Source organism: Propioniciclava sp. LT432, assembly GCF_059515965.1.
In genome coordinates, this window is record NZ_JCAKNE010000015.1 from 92,836 (window position 1) to 116,812 (window position 23,977).

The following is a 23,977-nucleotide window of genomic DNA, read 5'->3' on the forward strand; positions in this document are numbered from 1 at the left end:
ACGATCACCCCTTCCCGTTGGCGATGAAGCCGTGGTGGGCGATCTCGACGGTCTCCGTCAGCACCTTCGGGGAGTCGGCGGACAGGCTCGGTCCTGACCAGCGCACCGGCACCACGTCGATGAGGCCCCAGGTCGCGACGACGGTGCCGTCGGCGGTCATCGCCTCGATCGTGCCCGTGGCCCCGCGCTTGAACCCCGTCGCCATTCCGGCGAACCACTTCGCGATGGCCTCGGTGTCGCGGCCCAAAGGACGGGTGAGCTTGATGTTGGAGTACTTGAGCTTGGTCGGCAACTGCCACACGAAGCCGTTGTTGCCGCCTTCCTCCCTGGTCTCCATCACGACCTCGACACCCAGACCCTCGCAGCTGTTGAAGGTGCCGAGGTTCTGGTCGTCGAGCTTGACGACGAAGGCCACCGACAACGCGGTGTGGACGTCCTGCAGGATGGTCATGGTTGCTCTCCTCTCACCATCGGTCGGTCCTGAGCCCGCGCCGTTCCCGGTCGACGAGCAGTTCGGCACGCAGGCGCAGCATCAGCGGGTCGAACAGTTGGCGGGCGAGTTCCTCCACCTGGGTGGCAGGGTCGGACGCCGCCCCTCCGGGCATGTTTGGACCGGCCACGCCCGACACTCCGGCGGCTTGGGTGGCCGAGAACTGCTCCGGAGTCCGGGGGGGCACCGCCGTTACCTCGTCGACCACCTCGGCTGACGCCGCGGGTTCGGGCACTGTCGGAGCTTGCGGTTCCGGCTCGGGCCCGGCCGGGGTCTCGACGGGGAGTGGTGCCGGCGGTCGGGGCCGCCCGAGCGGCATTCCGATCATCGGGGCCGGCCTGGTGGGCTGCGCACGCCGCCCTGGCAGCCACGCACCCTGGACGACGGTGGGAGCGCCTGTCGGCTCCTGGCGGTCGGGGGCCAGGTCGAGGGTCACGTCGAGGGTCGGGTCGGAGAGCTGAACCGCCGGGCCGGGTTCCAGCGCGTCGATGGCAGGAGCGTCGTCCCACGTTGGAGCTGAGGTCGTGGACCCACTCTCGCTCTTCCCCCGCCGAGCCACACGCGGTCCCCCGACGGACATGAGGGGTGTCGACGGGGGCAGGTCGGCCACGCGCTGGAGGGGCACGAGCGGCAGGGCCGACACCGACACGCCGGCGTGCATGCTGTCGCGCTGGAGCGTGGCGCCATGAACACGGGAGCCTTGCGTGCTGACGTTCAGGTCCACGGGGGCGGGCTGGTGCACAGGGCTTGGTGTCACGAGGTCCAACGTCTCGGCCGTGGTTCCTCGCGCTGGGGCGCCATCAACCCCGCCAGCTGGCGCGTGCGGTCCGACACGGGAGGTGGTGGCGCCGGTCCCGTCGGGGTGGGTCGTCGCAGCCGCGGACCACGAGGAAGCCGCGACGGAACTGCCACCCTGCGATCCGCCCTCGTCCGGGAGGGCTCGCTGGGCCACGGACAACTCCAAGCCCTCCGGCTCGGCGATGGGTTCCGGAGCGACAAGGTGGGTCGGCCCTGACGGGCCCTCGTCCACCGCGTCGCGCGCATCGTGAGGTGCCCCGGCTGAACCCACTGACGTGGCGTCGCGCTCACCAACCCCGTACGCATCGGTACGCAGAGGGGCATCGACGGCACCGAGCGGTTCGCGATCTGACGGCACGCGGCCCGCCACGGGCGACGGATGAACCTCGCCTGGCTCCGAAGCCCCACCCGCTGCGCGTTGGACCACCTCTCCGAGCTTGGGGGCTGGGTCGCCCGGATCGCCCACCTGCCTCGTGGCAACACGCTGCGCGACAGCAAGGTCCACTGTGGTGGGCTGGCGCGCGGGTTCGGGGGCCACGACGTCCACCGGCTCCACGTGCGTCGGCTCCTGGTGCGCCGGGTCGTCCGCATCGCCCATGTCCCCCAGCGAGCCCAGATTGGGCGACTCCGCCCGAACGGCCAAGACGGGCGGGTCTCCCGTTGCGGTGGGCTCGACGGGTGAGTACGGGAGGCTCGTGACTCCAGCGGTTGTCGCCTCGGGGGCGGCAGGTACGTAGTCCCTCTCCGAGGGCTGGTCACCGCCGGTGGCCGCTCTCGGGGTGCCCGAGGAGGAGGCCCCGGCCACCCAAGGGATGTCCACCGTCGTTGAGCCCTCGTTCACCTGAGACGGCTGCACGCCCGCGCCCACACCGTCCGGGCCTCGTCCGTCGGACGCCTGACGTTGGGCGACCGGGAGGTCTGGTGGCCGGACAGGCGGCGGCGACTCGACTCCGACGCGGGTGAGGGTCTCGCCGGTCCGCTCGGGCGAGCGGGAATCCGTGGGAGGTGCTGATGGGAAATCCGTCCCCGAGGGCAGCGGCGCGCCCAGTCCGAGTCGCGGACGGCTCGACGTGGTGGCTGATCCCGCAGAGCCGACCCGTTCTGTCGCCTCCGTGCGCTGGACGCTCGGTGTCGCCGGCGTCGCGGGCGTCCCCTGTGCTGGAGAGTCCGGCGCGGCGACGCTGCCCCGCTCCGCCATGGCGTCCGGCACGGCCAGAGCGTCCGGTGCAGCTACGGCATCGGGTCCGGTCACGGCGTCCGGGGTGGGGCGCGCCACCGGAAGGGGGCCCGTCGCAGACAACCGCTGCACAGCGGCGGGTGACGGTTCCGGACGCACGGACGCACGCGAGGACATGTCCGCCGGGGCCGGCCTCGCGACGACACCCGGCTCGGCGATGGCATCCGACACGGCCACAGCGCCCGGCGCGGCGACCGCGTGCGGCGCGGCCACGGCGTCCGGTTCAGAGGTGGCGTCCGGCGCGACCACGGGGACCGAGCTGGGGCGTGCCACCGGAAGGGGGCCCGTCGCGGACAGCCGCTGCACAGCGGCGGGAGAGGGCTCCGGACGCACCGACGCACGCGAGGACACGTCCGACACGGAGTCACGGCGGGGCGAGGGTGTGGCGTCCGCTGTCAGGGGTGCGACCGGCGCCACCGATTCCGCCGGGGTCACGGCGGGCAGGAAGGGCACGTCCGCCTCGTCCGGCAGGGACTGGTCGACGTGCAGGGGCTCAGCGGGAGACGGGTCCCCGGACGGCTCGACGGACCGCGACTCCGCCACCAGCAACTCGGGCGGCAGCGGCTCGCTCGTGAGCTGCACGACCGGCAGGCCGTCGTCCGTCGCCGACGTGAGCGCCCGCGACGGCGGGGCCAGCGGGACGGCCGGGCCGGGGGCGTCCGACGCCTGCGCGAAGTCGGTGGAGTAAAGCTGCCCCTGACGCTGGAAGACGCCCGAAGCGGCCGCGCGTCGCTGCGCCACGGGCATCGCCGGCATGGCCCCCGTGGGGTGGGATCGGGGAGAATCACCGCCGGTGAGGTCCGGGCCCACCCGGTGCATCACCGGGTCGACCTGGCGCTGCATCCGGCCGGTCAACGCACTGCTGCGCCAGGCCGCCAAACCCGTGGCGAACGCCATCGGGGACGTTGTGAGGCTCGGCACCCCCAGCGTCGGCTGCAGGGTCGGCAGGGACGCCCAGGCAGCCGTCGGGCGTTCCACGCCCTGCATGCCTGCTGTCGGCGAGGCTGCCGGACCGGCCGGCTCAGTCGGTTCGGCAGGCTCACGGCGACTCCAGGGCCAGCGCATCGTCATCGTCCTTCGTTGATGCGCTCGTTCAGGTTGGCGATCTCCGTCACGTACCGGCGGCGTTGGCCGTGCTCGAGGTCGAGGATGTCGTCGAGCTGCCAGTGGAAGTGAAAGGCCACGTACGCCACCTCTTCATAGATGCGGTCGGCGGCGTACGTCACGATTCCCCCAGGCGCCCACCGGAGAGGTCGACCGCGAAGCGGTGTGAGCACTCCGGGCACGTCACCGCGGCGCGTGTGTGCCCCTCGGTGTTGATCCGACGGTAGAAGTCCTGCAGGAACGCGACGTCGGACGCGAACATGTTCTCGATCACCTGGCTGGTGATCGAGGGCACCGTGCCCAGCGAGGTGATCACCCGGGCCAGGAGCACCACCGTCGTGAAGGCGGGGTTCTCCATGACCCGGGCGTCGTAGAGGGGCAGCAACTCGTCACGGGCGGTGGCGAGTCGCATGATCCCGTTCCGATGGACGACCCCCTCCGCGTCGACGAAGCCGCGCGGGAGCTCGAAGGCGAACTCCGTCCGAAGAGTTGGACGCTCGGGCACGAACGAAGCCGGACGGTCGAGGTCTGTCGGAGCACCGAGATCCGCCAGCGAGCCGTTGATGCGCGAGCGGGCCATCACGCCACCGAGCCCTCGTCGAAGCAGAGGGTGAACTTCTCGGTCGCGGTCTCGGTCGCACCCGCCTTCAAGGTGCTCACCTCGACCTTCTGCACCCAGACGTTCGTGAAGTTGAGCGTCTTGATGGTGGTACCGGCGTAGTCGGTGATCTCCACGGCGGCCGTCTTGCGGGCGCCCTGGAGGTCGCCCTGCATCACCAACTTGAGCCAGTCTGTGATGGTCTTGCTGTCGGTGAGGCCCCGGGTGATGGTGATCTGACCCGCCTTGGGACGTCCGATGACGTTGCGGACGATGTACTTGCCGTCCTTCGTCTGCTGTTTCATCTCGATCTTGTCGACCTCCAGGTTGAGACCGGAGACCTCGATGACCTTGGGGACTTCGATCCCGTCGAGGATGAACCGGAACCCATTGGCGGGTGCAGAGTCGAATGCATCAGGCAGTGGCATTGTTCAGGCCTTTCGTGGTGGTCGTGAGCTATTCGCTGACGAGGCTGACGCCGCCCGAGAACTGGGACAGCTGGAAGATGACGAACTCCGCGGGCTTCACCGGTGCGACCCCCACCTGGCAGACGACCTGGCCGGCGTCGATCCCCTCGGCGGGGTTGGTCTCGGAGTCGCACTTGACGAAGTACGCCTCGTCGGCGGTGAATCCGAACAGGGCGCCCTTGCGCCACTCGTTCACGAGGAAGGAGCTGATGGTGCGGCGGATGCGCGCCCAGAGCTGCGGGTCGTTGGGCTCGAAGACGACCCACTGCGTCCCGGCCAGAATCGACTCCTCCAGGTAGTTGAACAGGCGCCTGACGTTGAGGTAGCGCCATGCCGGATCGCTGGACAACGTCCTGGCGCCCCACACGCGGATCCCGCGGCCGGGGAAGGAACGGATGCAGTTGATCCCGACGGGGTTGAGCAGGTCGTGCTCGGCCTTCGTGATCTGGGTCTGGAGGCTGACCGCGCCCCGGACGACCTCGTTGGCGGGCGCCTTGTGGACGCCGCGGGTGTCGTCGTTGCGGGCCCAGATGCCGGCCATGTGGCCGCTCGGGGGAACGTGGATGTTGGTTCCCGTCGCCGGGTCGAAGGCCTTGACGTAGGGCCAGTACAGGGTCGCGTACTTCGAGTCGTAGCCCGCTTCGTTGACGCGCCAGTTGAGGATCTGCTGCGGGTTGAGTGCCGGGGGCGGGTCGAGGATGGCCATGCGATCACCCATGAGCTCGCAGTGCGCGATGATGCCCAGTTGGACGGCCTTGAACGTCTCGAGGTCGATGGCGCCCTGCTCGAGCGCAGCGACCAGGTCGGGGACGGCGACCATGGTCACCTCGTCGATGGCCTCCAGCCCGCTGAAGCCGGTGCGTTGGGAGACGTCACCCACGTAGTCGTCGGCGGACAGGTCGGCGGGAGCGGGGGCCACGGGCTCGGGCTCGGGCGCCGCGAGCGCCACCGGTCCCATGGCGACCTTGACCAGCGGGGCATCGGGCGCGGTGGCCTCGAGCTTCACCGTCTTGGACTGAGCGGTGCGCGTGAGGACGTAGTTCTCGCCCTCCTTGGTGCTCACGTTGTCGTAGTTCTCGACGACCTTGCCGTCGACCAGGACGTTGAGCGTGAACATGTCGTCGCCCATGTTGTCGCCCTTGGGCGGGAACACCTCGAGGCTCACGGACTTGTGCCGCGGGTTGGTCGCCGTGACGGTGAAGCCACCCAGGGCCGCGGTCATCGGGCCCGCCTGGAGGGCCTTGTGGTCACCCTTGGCTCCCGCCTCGACGGAAGCCTGCTTGTGCCCGTTGCCGTTGTCGGCACCGCCTCCCACGCGCACGATGAAGCAGTTGCTCCCACCGTTCTGCATGTAGCCGTAGACGGCGTGGGCCAAGTAGGTGTTGGGAATGAAGTCGCCGAACGTCTCGGTGAACTGGGTCCAGTTCGACACGAGTGTGGGCTGGTGCATCGGACCCTTCTCCGCCAGGCCGACGAAGGCAGCGACGGCTGTGCCGACGCCTTCAATGGGCCGACTACCGGCCTCGACCTCCTCGACGTAGACACCGGGCGATAGGTAGTTGGGCATGCCGCCTCCTCGAGAGCTACTGCAGGGTGCTCTCAGCGTCTTCCTGCCCGATCGCTTCCGGTACGTCCGTCTGGTCGTCTGGTTGGGTCGGACGCCCTGCCCTTAGGGGCAACCGTTCGGACGCCGGCGTCCAGTCCCTCTCGTTTCACGCGAGGAGCGCGCTTGAGCCTGTGACGGGGGCTTCGCCAGACGCGCCGGACGCGAGCGTGATGCCATGCGAACGGGTCCTGTCGCGGACTTCGCGCGACTCGCCATGGGCCATGTTCCACCCGTGTGAGTGATGCAGCTGTGCATCACTCCCCCCGTCGCATCAGCGACGTCGGCGGCGAACTCCTCGCACTCGCTGTGCTGCGGTCACCAACGCCAAGACGTCAGCCAATTGGAGTCTGGAAACGGCCTCCACCAGGTCGGCAGCCGGGGTGGGCTGTTCACTTCCGGCAGGTGCCCTACGTTGAGCGTTCGTCTCGTTGAACCCCGGTTCCGTTTGCCCGCCTTCCTGCTCGATGGCTTGGTTCGTCCGTTCCACTGCCGACTGCCGTTCCTGCTCCAGTCGATCCGTTAGCGTGTGGAGGGGCTCTCGCGCCTCGTCTGGACCGTTCGCTTCTCGGATGAAGTGATGGATCCGGCTCTCATCGAGCCATTGCTCGAAGGCGTCACTGGCACGATTGTCGTCGGGGGTCTTTCGATCCGCTGCACCCTCATAGATCATGATCGTGCGTTGTCCCTTGTCCTCAATGCCTCCGCGTTCCGGAAGTCCGAGCATCAAGGCTCCCCAGACAAAGCGCCCGACCTTGTAGGGGATCACATGCTCGGATTCGAGCCAGTGGATTCGTTCCCCGGTTCGGAGACTGAGGGGCTTGCTCCCATGGGTGCCGATGCGTCCGACCCCGGGTGCCGGAACGCGTGGATTCCGCGGATCGACGCCTCCACCCATGTACACAGCGGTCTCCCGCGTGATGTCCGCGAGAAGGCGGCGTGCGGTGGCTTCTGCGGCCCTAAGCGCGGTCGCCTTGGCAGAGTCCCCGTCCGCAGCATCTTGCGCCAGGCCGACGTACAGCCTCGTGGCGGCTTGGAAGTCAGCATGCAGGCTGTGAATCCTCGCTGTGGGCGCAGCCGTCGTGGTCGGCGTCTCGACGGAAGCCGTGTAGAGCTGCCCGGGGTCCCCCTTCTTGCTGTACACCGAGTGATGCTCGCCGCGCACAACGAAGTTCCGCCTGAAGGTGATCCCCAAGAGCCGGTCACGGAGCGCCCCCACCTTGTTCCCGACCCACGCCTTGCCGGCGTCAGCCTTGCCCTTCACCCAGGCCTTGGCCTTGCCGCCCACACGCTTCGCCATTCCGATGAACTTCTCGCCCAGACCGACAGCCTTGCCGACCACCCAGTCGACGACCTTCATGACGGGTTTCTGGACTGTCTCGAGGATCTTCTTGACCTTGTCCGAGATGCCCCCGAATCCCAGCAGCGAGGCGAGGAACCCGATCAGGATCGGGACGAGCTTTCCGAGGGTCTGCTCGATCTTGGACGCCACCGCACCGACGCCGCCAGCGGCGATCGACTCGACCGAGTCCAGCACGGAGTCGACGAACTCCTTGATCTGGGCCGCCTTCTCGACGAAGAACATGACGATGTCGTAGATCATCTTGGCTGCCTTGATGAACGCTCCGGCGGGGTTGAGCATCGAGATGAGCCACGTGATGCCGGCCTTGACGATCTGGACGACCACCATGTCCTTGATCTGGGCCATGACCGCTTCCTTGATGTCCCCGGCCTTCTCCAGCACCCACGTCCACAGGCCGGCGATGCCCTGGGTCACGAGCACCTGGAGCACGCCGAACGCGCCGACGACCTTGTCCCAGACCGGCTGCAGCCCGGGCACCTTCGCGAAGATGCGCGCCTTCACGCGCTCCCAGGTGAGCCCCAGGATGGATAGGACCAGCTGGACGATTCCCTTGAGGTCGAACTTCTCCGGCAGTTCGATGCCGCCCTCGGACAGCGCGCCGAGGAGCCACTTCTGGAGGCCCTTCTTCAGGTGGTCGTAGATGTTGGTGCTGAAGTTGACGATGCCCGACTTGACGGCGTTCACGAGGTTGCCCAGGAACCCGATGGGGTCGGCGATGATCTTCCCGACCGCCGCCGCGGCGCGAGCGAGGACGCCGAGGAGCATGTCCTTGAGCTTGAGGATCGTCTCGATGACGGCCTTGATCGCCCCGATGGCCTTGTCGACCAGTCCCTTGTTCTCCGCCTGGAGTGCCTCGATCCGGTCGTCGAGGCCCTGCCGCGCCTCGACGTACTTGCTGGCGAGGCTGTCGACGAGGGCGTTCTGCTTGTCGTCCACCTCCGACTCGAGCTTGCCGAACTGGTCAGCCACCTGCTCGGCCGCCTCGGCGCCCACCTTCGCGAGGTCCGGCCCCAGCGTCTTCACGTAGGCGGCGACGTCGGCCTTCCCCTTGGCGATCCGGGCCTTGGCCGCTCCCAGGTCCGCCGCGACGATGTCGGCGACGCCGGTGATGACCCCGTTCATCTCCTTGAGGTAGAGCTCGCGGCCCGCCGCGAAGAACTCGTTCACGGTCGAGGGCATCCCCACGAGCTTGTCCTTGGCCCACTTGAGGCCGCCGAGCCAGCCCCCGTAGCGCTCGCGTTTGTACGCCGACATCTTGGCCTCGACGAACGCCTCGAACTTGGCCCGTGCGGCCTTCTCCCCCGAGTCGAAGGCCCTGTCGACCTTCGCGTCGATACCGTCGAGCGTCTTCTTCACGTCCGCCTGCGCCGCCGCGAAGATCGCCTGAACGTTCGCCGCGACCTCGGCCCGCTTGGCCTCGTCCTTCGCCTTGGTCGCCGACTTGTTGCCCGTGACCTGCGCCAGCGCTCCCACCTTGGCCGACTGGATGCCGCCCACCGCCGCCTTCGTCTCCGCGTCGGCCCCGGCCTTGCTCTGGGCCAACGTCGCCGCCTCGGCCTGGCGGAACTGCGCCGGACCGGTCTCGGCGTGGGCGGCCGCCTCCTTCTTGGCGGCGAGCGCGTCTGTGAACGCCGGCTCGTTGGAGGTGGCGAGCTGCTCCTGTGACACACCCGCTTGGGCCAGCTCGGAGTCGGCCCGCTGCTTGCCGGCCGCGAGGTTCAGCTGGTCGGCGGGGGCCGGCTTGGGCACCGCGCCGCCCGCCGCGATGGACGCCACACCTCCCGGCTGCTCGGCCGACATCGGCACCACTGGCTTCGCGACGGCCTTGGAGGCATCCGGAGGGGCGTCGGTGGCCGTCTCGATCGCCTCGGCCGACTTCTCCTTGTTGCCGCCCACGAGGCCCTTGACCTCGTCCTTGACCTGGCCCGTTTGCCCCGACTTCTTGAACTCGGCGGCCTGCTCCAGGTTCTTCGGGCCCTTCGCCTCGATCGCCGCCTTGACCGCCGCGATGAATGCGACCTTGTCGAACGAACCCGCCGGCTGGGCATCCATCGTGTCGAGCTTGGCCGCCTCCGCCTGGCTCGCGACGTCGTTCGCCGGCGCGACGGCCGCAGCCTGCGCCTCCCGGGCCTTGGCGGCTGCGGGAGGGTGCGCCTTCTTTCCCCGCGCGTACTGCTTGGTCGCTCGCGTCACGGCCGTGAAGGCAGGATCGTCCTGCGGTGCCAGTCGAGTGGGCGGGGCCGGCGGCGCCGAGACATGGACCGGTCCCGTCGCGGGCACCACGGACGCCGACGGTGCCGTCACGGTCCCCGTCGAGGGAGCCGCCCCCGTGCCCTTGGACCGCGGCGTCGCCTGCGGGTTGGGAACCTTCACCAGCGGGGACTTCGCCCGTACGGGCTTGGCTGGACGGGCGGGCTTCGCGGCCGCGACCGACGAGGGACCGAACCCCGTTCGGGTGACGGCGAGGGCGGCCGCGGGTGGCTTCCGGTCCGCTCCGTCGATGTCGAACGGGACGCCGACACTCGTGGCTGCGCGCAGGCCGTCCTCCAGGACCCGCAGGTCCGGGTCACTGCCGCGGGCCTGGGCGATCGCCGCGTCGAGCGCGTCCGCCTTGGCGGTCCCCTCGGGACGGCCCCTCGCCTGGAGGAGCGCGGTGACGGCTGCGTTCCCCGCGCTGCGTTGGAGAGCCTGCAGCATGGCGTTCGGCGGCGGGGCCGCGGGGGTCGTCGCCGCCCGCGGCGCTGCGAGCCGTGCCCTGCGCCGGGCCTCGGCCAGGGCTTGGGTCGCAAGGGACGTCATGGACTCTCCTTCAGCCTCGAGGCACAGCTCAGGCGACGTCCTCCTCGTCCTCATCCCGCTGCACGGCAACACCCGGCTCGAACGATCCTTGGACCTCTTCCTCCTCCGCCTCGTCCCGCTGCACGGTCGCCTCGACGCGCTGGATCCCCTGCGCGGGGGCGGCAACCGGGGCGGGTGACATGGCGACGATCCGCTCGGCGTTGGAAGCCGCCTCCCGCTCGAAGCGGTCCCCGGGATCGCTCACCTTCACCCCGAGCGCCGAGGGCGTCCCGTCGACGGGACCGGAGCGCTGTTGGACGACGTGGGTCAACTCGTGGGCGAGCATCGTCCGGCCGGCCTGCGAATCGGGCTCGTACATGCCCCGCTGGAAGACGATGTTGGATCCGACAGTGTAGGCGTGGGCGTTCACCGACGAGGCGGACGCGTGGGCGTCCGAGCCTGTGTGGATCCGGACTCCGCTGAAGTCGGTCCCGAAGCGCTGCTCCATGTCCTGACGGACGTGCCCGTCCAGCGCCGACCCGCTGCTCTTGGACAGCACAGCGGTGACCGGGTCCTCCTCGGTCCGGGCGAGGCGCTGGACTGCGTTGTTGCCGACCACCCGCTGGAGCCGGAGCAACCCGTCCGGCCCCACGACGTCGGTCCGCCCGGCAGCGGCGGCGCGCAGGATCGTGGCGTCGCTCTTCCCCGCGTCCACGCGCGACAAAGGGCGCAGGAACTCCCGTTCGGCATGGTCATGGTCGTGCGCATGCATGGTGAACTCCCTTCGTGCTGGCTCCACGATCCATCGTGGACGGGGCCGGAGGACAGGCGGGGAGGCAGCCCAACGGGCACCATGTCCTGCCCTTCCGCGCACTCATGTCAGCATCGCGTGGTAGCGACCGAACTCCTGCTCGACCAGGAGGCGCCCGAGCTTGCGATACTCCCGCTGGACGGCCATGACGACGTGTGCCATCGTGACCGGGCACTCGGCGTTCGCCGCGAGGTAGGCCGCCGTGACGGCGGCCGATCGGATCCCACCGCCGCTCAGTTCGAACGACTGGGCGCAGAACTCCAGGTCCAGGGATTCCGCTTGCGGCAGGGTGCGCAGGCAGGAGCGCCACAGCACCAGCCGCTGCGCGGCGTCCGGCATGGGGAAGTCGACGATGACGTCCAGCCGGCGCGTGAACGCCTCGTCGATGTTGGCGCGCAGGTTCGTCGCGAGGATCGCGAGGCCGTCAAAGCTCTCCATCCGCTGCAGGAGGAAGGCACTCTCGACGTTGGCGTACCGGTCATGGGCGTCCTTCACCTCGGACCGCTTGCCGAACACGGCGTCCGCCTCGTCGAACAGCAGGACGCCGTTGACGCCGGCCGCAGCATGGAAGATCCGGTCCAGGTTCTTCTCGGTCTCGCCGACGTACTTGTCGACCACGGTGGCCAGGTCCACGACGTAGAGGTCGAGGCCGAGTTCTCCGGCCACGACTTCGGCGGACATCGTCTTCCCCGTGCCGGAGTCCCCGGCGAACAGGGCCGCCACCCCGAAACCGCGGCCGCCGCCCGGACGCATCGCCCAGTCCCCCAGCACGCGCTCCCGATGCCGCGCGCGTGACGCGACTTCCTGCAACGACGTCATGGTCGCGACCGGCAGGGCCAGGTCGCTCCACCCGACGGCGGGTTCGATGCGTCGGGCGAGCCGCTGGAGCGGGCTGCCGTTCTCGCTGCGGGCACCGGCGCGGACGTGCTCGACCGTGACCCGCCCGTCCTCCGACAGCCGCGCCTGGAGTTGGGCCGCGCCCGCCGCGCGCGCCACCTGAGTGGGACGGAGAAGGAACTGCGACGTCGCGTAGCCGGCGTCGAAGTCCACGACGGTGTCCTTGAACGCCTCCCGCCACAGGTCACCCCGCTCGACCAAGGTGCTCTTCGGGATCTCGACGAACAAGGGGACGTCCGTGGACCACGCAGGGTCCCACGGGCCGCTGCCCACCAGCAACAGCGGCAACGGGGCGGGGGTCAGCGCGGCGAGCAACTCGGGGCCCATTCCGGCGTCCGTGACAGGGGAAGCCACGATGCCCGCGCGGAGCAGGCGCGCCTCCCGGGCGACACTCCGCGCGGCCGCGAGGGGGTTCTCGTGCCGGGCGAGGGCTTCGAGGTCGACCGACAGTGCCCGGAGTCCGATGGTGGCCAGTGCATCGACACCGACGAGGAGGCCCGACCCCGTCGGCGGTTCCCGGAGGTAGGCCACGGTGGCGCCACCGGCGAGTGCGCCCGCCAGTCGGGACCCGTCCCCCCAGGCGACCGCGGGAACCTCCCTGAGCACGCGCGCGATCGTGGCGTCGGGCGCGTCGATGCCGAGGAGGTGGGCGACGACCCGGTCGGGAATGCGGAGCGCGCGCCCCGGGAACGGGCGGTCCGCATCCTCGACCACGATGAGGTCGGCCTCGATGAGCGGACCGCAGGTCAGGCGTTCCCGTCCGGCCGCGGACGCCAGCGGGACGCCGCACAGCGCCAAAGCCACGGCCACCGACGGACGCCGCCGGGTCACGTCGTCGTTGAGGTAGCCGAAGACCTGCTCGAACCGGGGGTCCAGGTCACACGCGAGGGCGACCATGAGCAGGTCGACGTCCAGCGGTGCCAGCCCACACGTGCGGGCGAGGGTCGCCAGCCGGCCGGGTGCCTGGGGAGCCACGACGGCGTCCGAGGCCCACGCCAGGCCCCCGGCCAGGTCCAGCAGTGCGTCCGCGTCGCTGTCGATCACCCGGTCGATCGCCTCGTCGGTGAGGTACAGGCCGCGGAACGGGTCGTCCGCCGTCGGGTCGGTGGACCGCCTCGCCGCCACCAACTCCCGCACGAGGACCAGGAGCGATCCGAGGCGAACCCGGAGCTCCTGCCCGTCGTCGGCCGCGCTCATCGGGCGGCCCGCCGTCGGGTCGGCTTGCGTGAGGGCGCATCCTCCCCCTGTCCCTCCGGGGAGCCACCCGAAGTGGCGCCCGACGGGACGGTCGGCGGCACGACGTGTCGCTGGCGCCGCAGGTCGTGACCACCGCTCGTCCGGTCGGCGAGGGTGAGAATGGGGCCCTCCTGCACGGGCGGGCCGGCCTGGAACCGGACTCCGGTGTCCATGGGGGCCACCACCACCACGTCGAGGGACGGCTTGAGTTCCCCACCCAGGGACGACCAGACATCGGCGAAGCCCCGATCCTCCGGCGGGGGCAGCCCCGCCGAGAGGCGTACCGGCAGGCCGGTTTCCGCGAGTTCACCGACGACCAACGCCGGGGGCAGCGCCTCGTACTTGAGGAAGCACCGCAGCAGGGACGCCAGGAGGCGGTGCTCATCCTCGGGTCGCTGTGTCCACGCGGTGATCAGGTAGGACATCTTGAAGAACCGGGGCGACGGACGCCTGACGACCGTGCCGTCGGGATCACGAACGTCGATCCACCCGCGTTCCCGGAGTCGCAGGTCCTCACGTATGTCGTAGAGGTAGACGTCGATCGTCGGGGCATTGCGCCGCGCGGCCCAATCCTTGGTCGGTGCGTCGAGGACGACGTCGACGTCCGACCCGGCGAGTACCTCCGCGCGGATCAGGGACCGCAGTGCCTCGTCGATCGCGGAGATCATGGTCAGTTCCTCTCGACGAACTTCGGAGGCGAGACGTTGCGCGGCGCCACGAGCAACTCGGCGCGGACAGGCGTGAAGCCCTCGCCCGACCCGTCGGTCGCGATCAGGTTGCGCAACCCGAGTTGGTCACGCCGGAGCACCACGATCTGGACCGGGCCGATCGTGCCGTCGGGAGCGACCGTCAGCGGTTCCATGCGCTGCATCGCGCCCACGTCCCACGTGAGCACCACCTGGGCGCCGGGCGGGAAGTCGGTCCCGCTCGCCAAGGTCACCCCGTTGGGGGTGACGACCGTCGGCGAGAGGCGCAGGGTCGGCTGCAGCACCGTGATGGCGATGAGCGCCTGGTTGTTGTCCACGTCCGGGTCGCGCACGCTCGTGGCCGTGCCCAGGTCGTCGAGGGTGACGCCGGCGGTGACGTCACCGGCCCCGGCCGCCGTGAAGGTCGTCGTCACCGTGAAGGTGACGGCCTCACCCACGGCCAGGGCGGCGATCGGACAGCTGCCCGTGCCGTTGAGGCAGGGGTCCGCGTCGGACACCGTCACCACTCCGGCGGGGTGGCGCAGGGTGAGCGTCGCCGCGGTGGACGCCTGGGGTCCGAGGTTGCGGACGGTCACGACGGTCGAGCCCTTGCCCCCGACGTGGCCAACGGGGGGCGACGTGAGTTCGACCGCGAGGTCGGCCACGAGGTCGGCCGGAGGCGGCGCCTGCACCGTGATCAGGGCGGTCGCGGAGTTGGGGGCGGGGCCCCCGTCGGGGACGTCGGTCGTCACCACGGCGGTGACGGTGTGATCGCCGGCCACCGAACCCGTCGCGGGGAGGGCGACGGCGAGTTCCTGCCCTGGAGCGAGGTCGGTGACGCGGCAGGTGAACGTACCGCCTGCGAGCGTGCACCCTGGGGGCGACTCCCCCGGGGCAAGTCCCACCGGCAGGTCGACCACCAGGGTGGCCTCGGGGAGCCGTGCCGGACCCGCATTGCGCACCGTGGCTGTGAGGACGGTCGACAGGCCGAGCGGGCCCGTGTTGGGCGTCGCGACCAGCGTCACGGCCAGGTCGGCGAACGGCTGCCACGCGGGCTCGCCCTCGGGTCCGCGGGACTGGGCCAGCGTGCGCAGTCCGGTGCCGTCGGGCCGCAGGGCATGGATGCCGAGCTGGCTGGGGTGCCCGGCGGGCTGACCCGTGACCGCCAACTCCAGTCCGTCCGGTGACCACGCGGGATCGGTCGCAGCGCTCAATTGGGGCCGCGACGGCAGCGGCGTCCCGTCGGTGCCGAAGCCGGTCACCGGGACGACCGTCGCCACGGTGACCGGCGTGCCGGCCGCGCCGACCGTGCCCGCCACCGCCAGCGTCGCGATCCGGACGTCACCCCGGTATTCGTGGGCCACCGACCGACCGTCCGGGGACCACGCGGGGACGCGTCCCTCGACCGGCGTGGGAGAGCACACCCGTGTGGGCGGGCACGTCGGGTCCGCCGGAATCGCGAGGGGCGCTCCCTCCCCCGTGAGGGCGTCGAGGACCCACAGCGTGCTGACGGGCTCGGCTGGTGGTAGCGCCGCCGCCACAGTCACCTGGGGCTGCGGGACCGCGCCGGCACCTGCGGACGGGGCCGCGGGGGCCATCCGCACCACGGTGGACGGGGCCGGCGACGACGGGTCGGGCTGAGGAACCAGGTCGATGACCGGCGGGTAGTAGCTGACCGAGACCGACGCCTCGGCGGAGTTGTCGGAGAGGTCCGTGTCCCGCAGCACATCGGCGACCGCGCGGACGGTCACGTCCCCCTCCATGGCGCCACGGACGGGAAGGACCAGCGTGGTCGTCGCGCCCGGCGCCAGGTCCGTCACATCGCAACGGGTGGCCGACAGTTCGTCGGACCCCGTCGGACCAGCGGGGGTGCAACCGGGGACGGTCGGAGTGAAGTCGACCCGAGGCGCTTCGCTCCCCTCCAGCACGGACAGCACCTCGATGGTGAAGGGCCCGGTCGACCCCGCTTCCACCGCGTTGGTCAGGGTGACGGTGGCCGTCGCCGGCGTGTCGAGTGTGAGGTGAGTGGGGATCTCGAGGCGGACCGCCACATCAGGCAGGGCGCTCACCCGGATGTCAGCGCTGGCCTCGTTGTTGACGGTCTCGACGTCATCGCCGAAGGGGACCACCTGGCCCGTCAGTGTGCTCGTACCGAGCTCGGCGGGGGTACCGGACACCTGGATGTCCACAGTCCCGCCGGGTGGCAGGGCCCCCAGGGTGCAGTCCAGCAACGTGGGTGGCTCGAAGGGGCTGGTACACCGAGCATCGTTCGTCGCCAAGGGGAACGGTGCCCTGATGTACAGCCAGCCACCCGGGCTGGAGCCCCCACCCTGATTGGTCACCGAGATCGTCGACTGGAACGGGACGCCGCGGGTGGCGTCCGGCGGGGCGTCGATGCTGACGGACAGGTCGGGGTGGGGGGAGACCCGGCGTGCGATCACGAGCTGCCGGCCGTCCGGCGACCAGGACGGCCCCTCGTCCCAGAACGCGGCCTCCTTCGGCTCGCTCGTGAGGTGGACCGCGACTCCCGTCGCGACGGTCGCCACGAAGACGTGGGACTGGTCGGGACCCTCGCGATCGTTGTCGCGGCGGATGAACGCGATGCGCGTCCCGTCAGGAGACCAAGCGGGCTCGAGGTCCCGGGCGGATGGCGGTCGGTCCGTCAGCAGGGGCCGGACGTCGGTCCCATCCGCCTTGGCCGTCACGATCTCGCGTCCACCCCCCACGACCCGGGACCACGCGATGCGTGTCCCGTCCGGGGAGTAGGTCGGCGAGGACTCGTCGAGGGCGCGGGCCTGGCCGGCGACGTCCTCCACCCCGGCTGCCACGATGCGTCGGGAAGATCCGTCCGCCGCTACCACGTCGGACACGTCAGCCGAGCGTGTGTGTCGGGTGTGGACGGCGACCAGTTGGTCGTCCCAGGGCCCTTGGAGGACGAACGCAACATGGGACTCCGACGTCCCGAGATCGGCGGAGACCGTCTGCAGCAGTTCCAGGTCCGCCACGTAGGTGAACTCCCGGGCGCTGTCCTGCTGCAGGGCCACCAGCATGACATCGCCTCGGGGGTCGTCTCGCGTGGACGTGAAGCCCACACCCCACTCCTCGGTCCACGCCAGGGGGACGACCGTGGCCTCGCTGCTCTGGATCGGTTCGCCCGGCCACAACGACAACGGTGCTCGCAACCCCATCTCCCCCGGGAGCAGGTCGCCGATGATCGCCAGCGAACCATCGGACCTGAACTGCGTCGAGGTGAAGACGATGGAGTACTCGAGGTCGTCTCCCCACAACTGCTGGCGGAAGGCACGCGGTTGCGTCTCCGCGGCCGGCCCGCTGGTGAGCTGGACGGCGTCGGTCGCCGGGACTTCCTGTCCCCGCTCCCCCAGGTCTGCCGCGTACAGGTCGCCGAGCGGGTCCAGTGGCGCGGAGCCACTCCGGCTGAACGCCACGGCGTCGTCGCCGACCCAGGTCGGCCAGAGGTCGTCGCCCGGCCCGTCGGCGACCTTCGCGCGCGGCATGTCGGCGCAGGGCAACGGTTCGTCCAGGGTGGTGCTGGGGTCGGACAGCCACGCCACCCAGATGGCCCACCCGTCCCCCGCGTTCGCTGCGTACGCGACCTTGCCGCCGTCCGGGGACAGGACCGGGTGCGACTCCGTCGCGGTGTCGCAGGTCATGCGCACCAAGGTGTCCACGGCGGGACTGGGCGAGGGAGCGGGCGACTCCGAGGGCGGGGGGTACGGATCCGGGGTCGGCACGTCGCCCAGTCCCCGTCGCACGTACACCTCACCGGAGGCCTCGTCGCGGTCGCTGACGAAGACCAGGTCGCGCCCTCGCGCGGACGCCTCGCCCACGTGCGCGTCCCCGGCCTCGATCGGGTCGGCGGTGGAGCAGTCGAAGGGGCCCGTGCTCGTGGACGCAGTGCACCAGCGCTCGTCCCTCCTCACCAGTTCATCCTTGTCGTCGGTGAAGGCGACGCGGGGGGCAGGGGCGGACGCCGAGGGCAGGGCGGACGAGCCGGCACCGGGCGGCTCGTCGGGCGGGAGGGGCACCGCACCGGCCTGAGTGGTGACCAAGAGAGTCAGCACGCACCCCAACGCGACCGCGGTCCAGCGGTTCCTCCGGCGCATGCTCGCACCCCTTCCATCGTTCGACACCTACACTCCCGTCCCACCCCGAGGGATCGCGACGACCGCCGGACAGACCTTGGGGCATCGGGACCGGCACGAAGGGGCAACTCAGATCAGGCCCTGACGCAGCGCATAGGCGACGGCGTGGGAGCGATTCCTGAGCTGGAGCCGCGTCGTGACGTCGTGGAGCACGTTCTTGACGGTGCGCTCCGAGTACGCCAGTTGGGCGGCGATCTCGACGGTGCTGAACCCGTCGGCCACGAGCCTGAGGACCTCCAACTCACGCTTGGCGAGGCCGGTGAACGTCAGGCCCCGTGGGGTCAGGACCTGCCGCTGGAGGCGTCCGACCTGGTCGAGCAGCCGGCCCAACAGGTCGGGCGGCACGCTCCCCTCCCCGGATGCCGCCCGGGTCACGACGTCGACGAGCCGGTCGGGCGTGGCCTCGTCGCGCCTCACCAGGCCCACGACGCCGACCTCGACGGCCGAGACGAGGTCGCCGTCCTCGAGCTTGCTCGCGACCAGGACGGTGCGGCAGGCGCGCTGCCGTTGGACTTGGCGGAGGAGGTGCAGCGCGTCCTCGTCCAACGCATCGATGACGATGATGGCCACGCGGGCCGCGTCCATCTCTTCCGTGGGAAGGACGGTGACCTCATGGCGATGCCTCAACTGGCTGGCCACACCAGCGGCCGAGATCGGGTCGCGCGCGTGCACGACGACGGGAACACGTTCCATGGAACTGCCTCCTGGGGGTAGGACTCGTCATGTCGGGCCTCGTGGCCCTTTCGGGAGCCTGACAGGGCATCCTCTACGTGCACTCAACGCGGGCTCAACGGGCAGATTCGCTGCCCTGTTGTCCGCTCCGTTGCTCCCTGACGCGGCCGTCTCGGACCGGGACCCTGTAGGGGTGAGTACCGTTGCGACACTCGAGACCGACCGGGTGACTCTTGAGGCAGGAACGCGCGTCACCGTGCCCCTGAACGTGAGGAACGCCGGCGAGGTGGTCGAGGACTACCGCCTCGACATCGTCGGCATCCCCGCCGCCTGGACCACCGTCGAACCGTCCCAGTTCACCCTCTACCCCGGCACGGAGCGGACGGCCACGGTCGAGATCCACCCTCCGCGCGCGTCCCACGTCCCCGCCGGCGAACTGGGCTTCGGGGTGCACGTCGTCCCGACCGAGCACCCCGACCAATCGGTGGTGCCCGAAGCGGTCGTGGAGGTCCTGCCGTTCCTGGAGACGACCGCGGAACTGGTTCCCCGGACCTCCCACGGCAAGTACGGCGGTCGGCACCAGGTGGCGATCGACAACCGTGGGAACGTACCCGTGACGGTGTTGCTCCTGCCGGTGGTGGAGTCGGACGCCCTCGTCGTCGCCACCCGTCCGGAGAGCCTGACCGTGGAGCCCGGAACCGCCAGCTTCGCCGACGTGCGGGTTCGGGCGACGAACCGCTTGTGGCGAGGTTCCCCGAGGACCATGCCCTTCGCGCTGGTCGTCGCACCCCAAGGGGCCCAGGAGGTACGGCTGGAGGCGGGTCACGTCCAGGACCCCGTCTTCCCACCCTGGATCCTCAAGGCGATCGCCGCGCTGGTGGCGTTGGCACTGCTCCTGCTCGCCCTGTGGTTCCTCGTGTTGCGCCCCACCATCGAGGCGGCTGCCAAGGACGCCGTGGCGGAGCCTGTCAGGCAGGCCGAGGCGCAGGCAGCCGTCGCACAGGAGGCGGCCGCCGAGGCGAACCAGGCGAAGGCGGAGAGCCAGGCGAGCGCCGAGAAGGCCCAAGCCGCGCAGCCCGATCCGTCGGCGAGCCCGGGCACGGGCGTGCCACCGACCGAACCGGCGCCGAGCGCTCCGGTGGTGGTCGTCGCCCCCGCGACCGACCGCCTCACGGTGGACACACCCACGGGGACCTCCGAGACGGACACGTTCACCGTCCCGGAGGGCCAGCGCCTTGCGCTGACCGACTTCGTCCTCGAGAACACCCAGGGGGACAGTGGGGTGCTGACCCTGCGCCTGGGGACCCGGGTCCTCCTGACCCAGGCGCTGGAGAGCTTCCGCACCACGGACTACCACTTCGTGACTCCGTTCGTCGCGACCGGTCCCGTCAGGCTCCAGCTGGAGGTCAGGTGCAACCGGCCGGGCACTCCCCCCGACACGGACCCGGCGCCGACCACCTGCCGCAACGCCGTGACGTTCGGTGGTGAACTGACCACGACGACGCCGTAGCCGCCCGCCCGGGAGGCCGGCTCCTAGAGTGGTGGTGTGCTCGCCGACCGGTCCCGCCGTCGCAGCGCCCGCACGCACGTGCGCCGGGCCCTGGTCGTCCTGGGCCTGCTGGTTGGCCTGCCGGCCCTGCTGTTGGGGATCGACTCCGCGTGGACGACGGCCACCGACCCCGCCCACCGGACGAGGGTGGTCGAGGTCTCCGCCGGTGACCCGACAGCCGCGACCTATCGCGCCGACTCGGCGGCCGTGTTCCTCAACGGACTCGGCCTGGACGTCAGCATCCGGCAGGCCCAGGCACTCTCCCCCTCGGTCGGCCGGTACGGACGCGTCTACGCCTTGAGGTACGCGTCGGTGTTCGACGCCGACCGGGCGGCGGACGCCGTGGCCGAGGCCGTCCGCAATCCCGACGCCCCCGGACGTCCGGTCCACCTGACGGTGCTGACCTCCTCGATGGGGGACGTGCGGGGCCTGGAGATCATCTCGTCACTCCAGCACGAGCACCCGGACGTCCGCGTCGTGGGGTTCGTGGTGAACACCGGGCCCGGGCCCGAGAAGCGCCTGCGTGTGCGCGGGGGCGAGTCCGTCCAGCGCATCCTGGACCAGAGTTGTTCACCGTTCGTCCCGGGGAGCACCACGTTGGGGTTGGTCGAGCTGGTGAACCAGAGCCTCCAGGGCCATGTGGACGACCTGGACAGCGCGATCGCGGCCTTCAACTCGGGCCGGCAGTACCGGGGCCGCGTGCTGGTCAACCAGTTGTGCAGCCTGACTCGGCCCTCGGCGATCAAGGACCCTCCGTCCATCCCCTACAGCGTGTACTTGGGGGTGGAGGATCCCAACGACGACGTCGTCGTGTACACCGAGCCCGCCTACGACGACTGGCTGGACGTCCTGCCGGGCATGGAACATCGGCGCGTCCGAGGTGCGACGCACGACAACTTCCACTTCCGGCCGGACCTGTTCAACCCCCTCCTGTCCGACGACATCCTCCCGAAGATCAGCTCGGCCAGACGCCTGACCTACCCCGTTCGGCCCGCCCAACGGCCCGGCGACGATCCCTTGCAGGCACCTGACCGGACGAAGGCCGGCCCGGCCAAACCCGTCTAGCGTCAGAGCCAGTCGCGGGTCTTGAACACGGCGTACAGCACGGCGACGAGGCCGACGATCAGGGCGACCGACAAGTAGAGCCCGAGCGGCTCGCTGAAACCGGGGTAGGGGATGTTCTGGCCGAACCAGCCGGTGATGGCCGTCGGAACGGCGATGATCGCCGCCCAGCCGGCGAGCTTCTTCATGATCGTGTTCAGGCGACTGTCCTGCAGCGAGAGATTGGTCTCGAAGATGGACGAGATCATGTCGCGCAGCGACTCGGTCCACTCGGTGGCCCGCAGCACGTGGTCGTACAGGTCGTCGAACCATGGCCGCAGGGCAGGTTCGCTGTCGAAGTGGCGCATGAACCCGTTGACGACCTCGCGCATCGGCGTGACGATCCGGCGGAGCGCGACGAGGTCCTTGCGCAGGTCGTAGACCGTGCGGGCGAAGGAGTGTCCCGTACGGCGCTCCTCGAACAGGACGTCCTCGAGTCCTTCGGTACGGTCGTCCATCCGCTGGATGGCCTCGAAGTGGCCGTCGACGACCACGTCGAGCAGCCCGTGGACGAGTGCGCCGGGGCCGGCCTCGAGGAGGTGCTCGTTCTCGTCCCAGCGCGCCAGGACCGGTGCCATGTCGAGCGAGTCCGAGAGCCGGATCGTGATCAGCGCTGACGGCAGCACCATGCCCGAGATGCGATGGGTGCCAAGGCGTCCGCCGGCATCCCTGCTGGTGTCGTGGAGGTCGACCCCGTACACGGTGAAGAACAGGTGAGAGTCATGTCGGATCAGCTTCGCGCGCTCGTGCGGGGCGAGGGCGTCCTCAACAGCGGTCGGCGACAAGCCCAGTTCGCGAGCGATGTCGGCGAGGTCCTCGAGGGTGGGGTTGAGCAGGTCGACCCACACCAGCGTCTCGGGATCGTGGGCCGCGCCGGAGAGTTCGGCGCGGGTCACGTCCGCATCGAGCAGCACGCCGTGCCGCCACGAGCGGCTCGCCGCGATCCCGGATCCGTTGCCCACGGCGATCATCCTGCACCATGGACGAGCCCTGCCCACGCGGTGACGGAGAACCCGCCCTCGGGGGCAGCGGAGCGCCGGACCGAGCGCACCTTGGCCCGGCGGTCCGCCGACGAGGATCCCCCGTGATGCCTCATGTCAATACCTCCGGATGGATTAGGTCGTTGCCTCACCTGTGACCTCCGGTTCGGCAGGAGTCGTTGCCTCACGTGTCTCCTCCGGTTCAGCCGGTCGCGGCACGGCGTTGCCGGGCGGTACGGCCCTTGGCCTGGGCGAGGGCTTCGAGGCGTCCGGTGTGGTGGAGGATCTCGCGTTGCAGGGCACCGAGGCGAAGCTTCTTGAACCGGGCGTTCATCGTGATCACGGGCCGTTTCCGGGTCGCGGGGTGGGCGAGGGCACGCTGGTGCGGGGTGGCGGCCTGGTGGTACTTCTTGACGACCTTGGCGCCGTCGCGGTGCTTGGAGGCCAGCTTCAGGCTGGGCAGGAAGTAGTTCGCGAACGCGTCATCCAACGCCCAGATCCGGTTCAGCAGCTCGAGCTCGGCGTCGGTGTCGTACCGGTAGTAGCCGACCAACTCCCGCACCCGGGCCCAGTTCTTCTGCTCCACGTAACAGCCGTCGTTCTTCTTCCCCGCCCGCCCGCGCGTGAACGTGATCTTGCGGGTCTCGCAGTAGTGCAGGAAGTGGTGGTTGATGAACTCCGACCCGTTGTCGGAATCGATCCCCACGATCGGGAACGGGAACATCCCGGCGGCGTGGTCGATGGCCTCGATCACCCACCGACGGGCCCGGTTCGGCACCGACCGGTTCACCGTCCACCCCGTCGCCACATCGGTCATCGTCAACGTGTAGCAGTACTCACCCGAGGCCACCCCACCGTCGTGGGCGACCAGGTCGATCTCGACGAACCCCGGCGTCGCATCGTCCCAGTCAGCGAACGTGCGGATCGGGATCTGGTGTTTCAACAACGACCCCGGCTTGGTGTGCGTCCGGCCGCGTAGCGTCATCCGCTTCCGCTCCCCGGCGAGCATCCGGTCGATCGTGGCCGCCGAGATACCGGCCAACAACTCGGCCTGGGTGTCGTCCAAGACGATCTCCCCCTCCACCCGCAGCAGGGGCACCAGCACGGGCATGAACGGCGCCAGGATCTTCCCCGCCGGCGCCCGCAACAGGGTCCAACAGCGCACCAGGGCGGGCAGCAGGTCATCGCCGTAGACCCGCGACCGCGGCTTGCGAGGCCGGACCGGTTTGACGACCAGCACCTCCCGTAACGCCGCCCGCGCATAGTCACGATGCCAGCCCGTCAACTCGACCAACTCGTCCAGGATCCGCGACTTCCCGGCCCGGTCCGCCCCCTTGTAGGCCAACGCCTTCTTCACCGTGACAGCCCTGCGCTCGCTCAAGGTCAGCTCCATCCCCGGATCGTTCAGGCGGAGACCCTTACGCGAGGCAACGACACCCCCGAA

At 70.1% G+C, this 23,977-nt stretch carries 16 protein-coding genes; 2 read left to right on the forward strand and 14 right to left on the reverse strand.

The window, feature by feature from the left end; genetic code table 11:
- Nucleotides 1-4: 4 nt before the first annotated feature.
- From AC5YDV_RS10040 to AC5YDV_RS10095, 12 genes are all read right to left on the reverse strand, one after another.
- A complete protein-coding gene (locus AC5YDV_RS10040) occupies nucleotides 5-451 on the reverse strand; it encodes a phage tail protein (protein WP_496183391.1) in 447 nt (148 codons plus the stop codon).
- Between the two features lie 13 nt (nucleotides 452-464).
- Nucleotides 465-3,503 (reverse strand): hypothetical protein, encoded by a 3,039-nt coding sequence (locus tag AC5YDV_RS10045; protein ID WP_496183392.1) that lies wholly within the window; start codon nucleotides 3,501-3,503, stop codon nucleotides 465-467.
- An 89-nt stretch (nucleotides 3,504-3,592) separates the two neighbouring features.
- Nucleotides 3,593-3,751, reverse strand: coding sequence for a DUF6760 family protein (locus AC5YDV_RS10050; protein WP_496183393.1), 159 nt, complete (start codon nucleotides 3,749-3,751; stop codon nucleotides 3,593-3,595).
- Entirely contained in the window at nucleotides 3,748-4,209 is a 462-nt protein-coding gene (locus AC5YDV_RS10055; RefSeq protein WP_496183394.1) for a hypothetical protein, read from the reverse strand. Before AC5YDV_RS10055 ends, AC5YDV_RS10050 begins: the two co-directional genes overlap by 4 nt.
- Entirely contained in the window at nucleotides 4,209-4,655 is a 447-nt protein-coding gene (locus tag AC5YDV_RS10060; RefSeq protein ID WP_496183395.1) for a phage tail protein, read from the reverse strand. Before AC5YDV_RS10060 ends, AC5YDV_RS10055 begins: the two co-directional genes overlap by 1 nt.
- A 28-nt stretch (nucleotides 4,656-4,683) precedes the next feature.
- Nucleotides 4,684-6,261 (reverse strand): phage tail sheath family protein, encoded by a 1,578-nt coding sequence (locus AC5YDV_RS10065; protein ID WP_496183396.1) that lies wholly within the window; start codon nucleotides 6,259-6,261, stop codon nucleotides 4,684-4,686.
- 310 nt (nucleotides 6,262-6,571) lie between these two features.
- A complete protein-coding gene (locus AC5YDV_RS10070) occupies nucleotides 6,572-10,459 on the reverse strand; it encodes a hypothetical protein (RefSeq protein ID WP_496183397.1) in 3,888 nt (1,295 codons plus the stop codon).
- Between the two features lie 28 nt (nucleotides 10,460-10,487).
- Nucleotides 10,488-11,237, reverse strand: a complete 750-nt coding sequence (locus AC5YDV_RS10075) for an eCIS core domain-containing protein (protein ID WP_496192478.1) — start codon at nucleotides 11,235-11,237, stop codon at nucleotides 10,488-10,490.
- 75 nt (nucleotides 11,238-11,312) lie between these two features.
- Nucleotides 11,313-13,343: an ATP-binding protein gene (locus AC5YDV_RS10080; RefSeq protein WP_496183399.1), complete on the reverse strand. Its 2,031-nt coding sequence runs from the start codon at nucleotides 13,341-13,343 to the stop codon at nucleotides 11,313-11,315.
- The gene (locus tag AC5YDV_RS10085; RefSeq protein WP_496183400.1) at nucleotides 13,340-14,050 is read right to left on the reverse strand and encodes a Pvc16 family protein; all 711 of its coding nucleotides are present in this window, start codon (nucleotides 14,048-14,050) and stop codon (nucleotides 13,340-13,342) included. The genes AC5YDV_RS10080 and AC5YDV_RS10085 overlap by 4 nt, the downstream gene beginning before the upstream one ends.
- 2 nt (nucleotides 14,051-14,052) lie before the next feature.
- Complete coding sequence (locus AC5YDV_RS10090; protein WP_496183401.1) at nucleotides 14,053-18,192, reverse strand: hypothetical protein; 4,140 nt, start codon at nucleotides 18,190-18,192, stop codon at nucleotides 14,053-14,055.
- Between the two features lie 108 nt (nucleotides 18,193-18,300).
- Nucleotides 18,301-18,924 (reverse strand): helix-turn-helix transcriptional regulator, encoded by a 624-nt coding sequence (locus AC5YDV_RS10095; protein ID WP_496183402.1) that lies wholly within the window; start codon nucleotides 18,922-18,924, stop codon nucleotides 18,301-18,303.
- Between the two features lie 235 nt (nucleotides 18,925-19,159).
- On the opposite strand from AC5YDV_RS10095, the gene AC5YDV_RS10100 reads away from it, so the two are divergent.
- Nucleotides 19,160-20,413, forward strand: a complete 1,254-nt coding sequence (locus AC5YDV_RS10100; protein WP_496192479.1) for a COG1470 family protein — start codon at nucleotides 19,160-19,162, stop codon at nucleotides 20,411-20,413.
- A gap of 36 nt (nucleotides 20,414-20,449) precedes the next feature.
- Nucleotides 20,450-21,517: a hypothetical protein gene (locus AC5YDV_RS10105; RefSeq protein WP_496183404.1), complete on the forward strand. Its 1,068-nt coding sequence runs from the start codon at nucleotides 20,450-20,452 to the stop codon at nucleotides 21,515-21,517.
- 2 nt (nucleotides 21,518-21,519) lie between these two features.
- Here the strand turns inward: AC5YDV_RS10105 and AC5YDV_RS10110 are convergent, their stop codons facing one another.
- Nucleotides 21,520-22,515: a magnesium transporter CorA family protein gene (locus AC5YDV_RS10110; protein ID WP_496183405.1), complete on the reverse strand. Its 996-nt coding sequence runs from the start codon at nucleotides 22,513-22,515 to the stop codon at nucleotides 21,520-21,522.
- Nucleotides 22,516-22,735: 220 nt separating this feature from the next.
- Nucleotides 22,736-23,926, reverse strand: coding sequence for an integrase catalytic domain-containing protein (locus AC5YDV_RS10115; RefSeq protein WP_496182577.1), 1,191 nt, complete (start codon nucleotides 23,924-23,926; stop codon nucleotides 22,736-22,738).
- Nucleotides 23,927-23,977 lie beyond the last annotated feature (51 nt).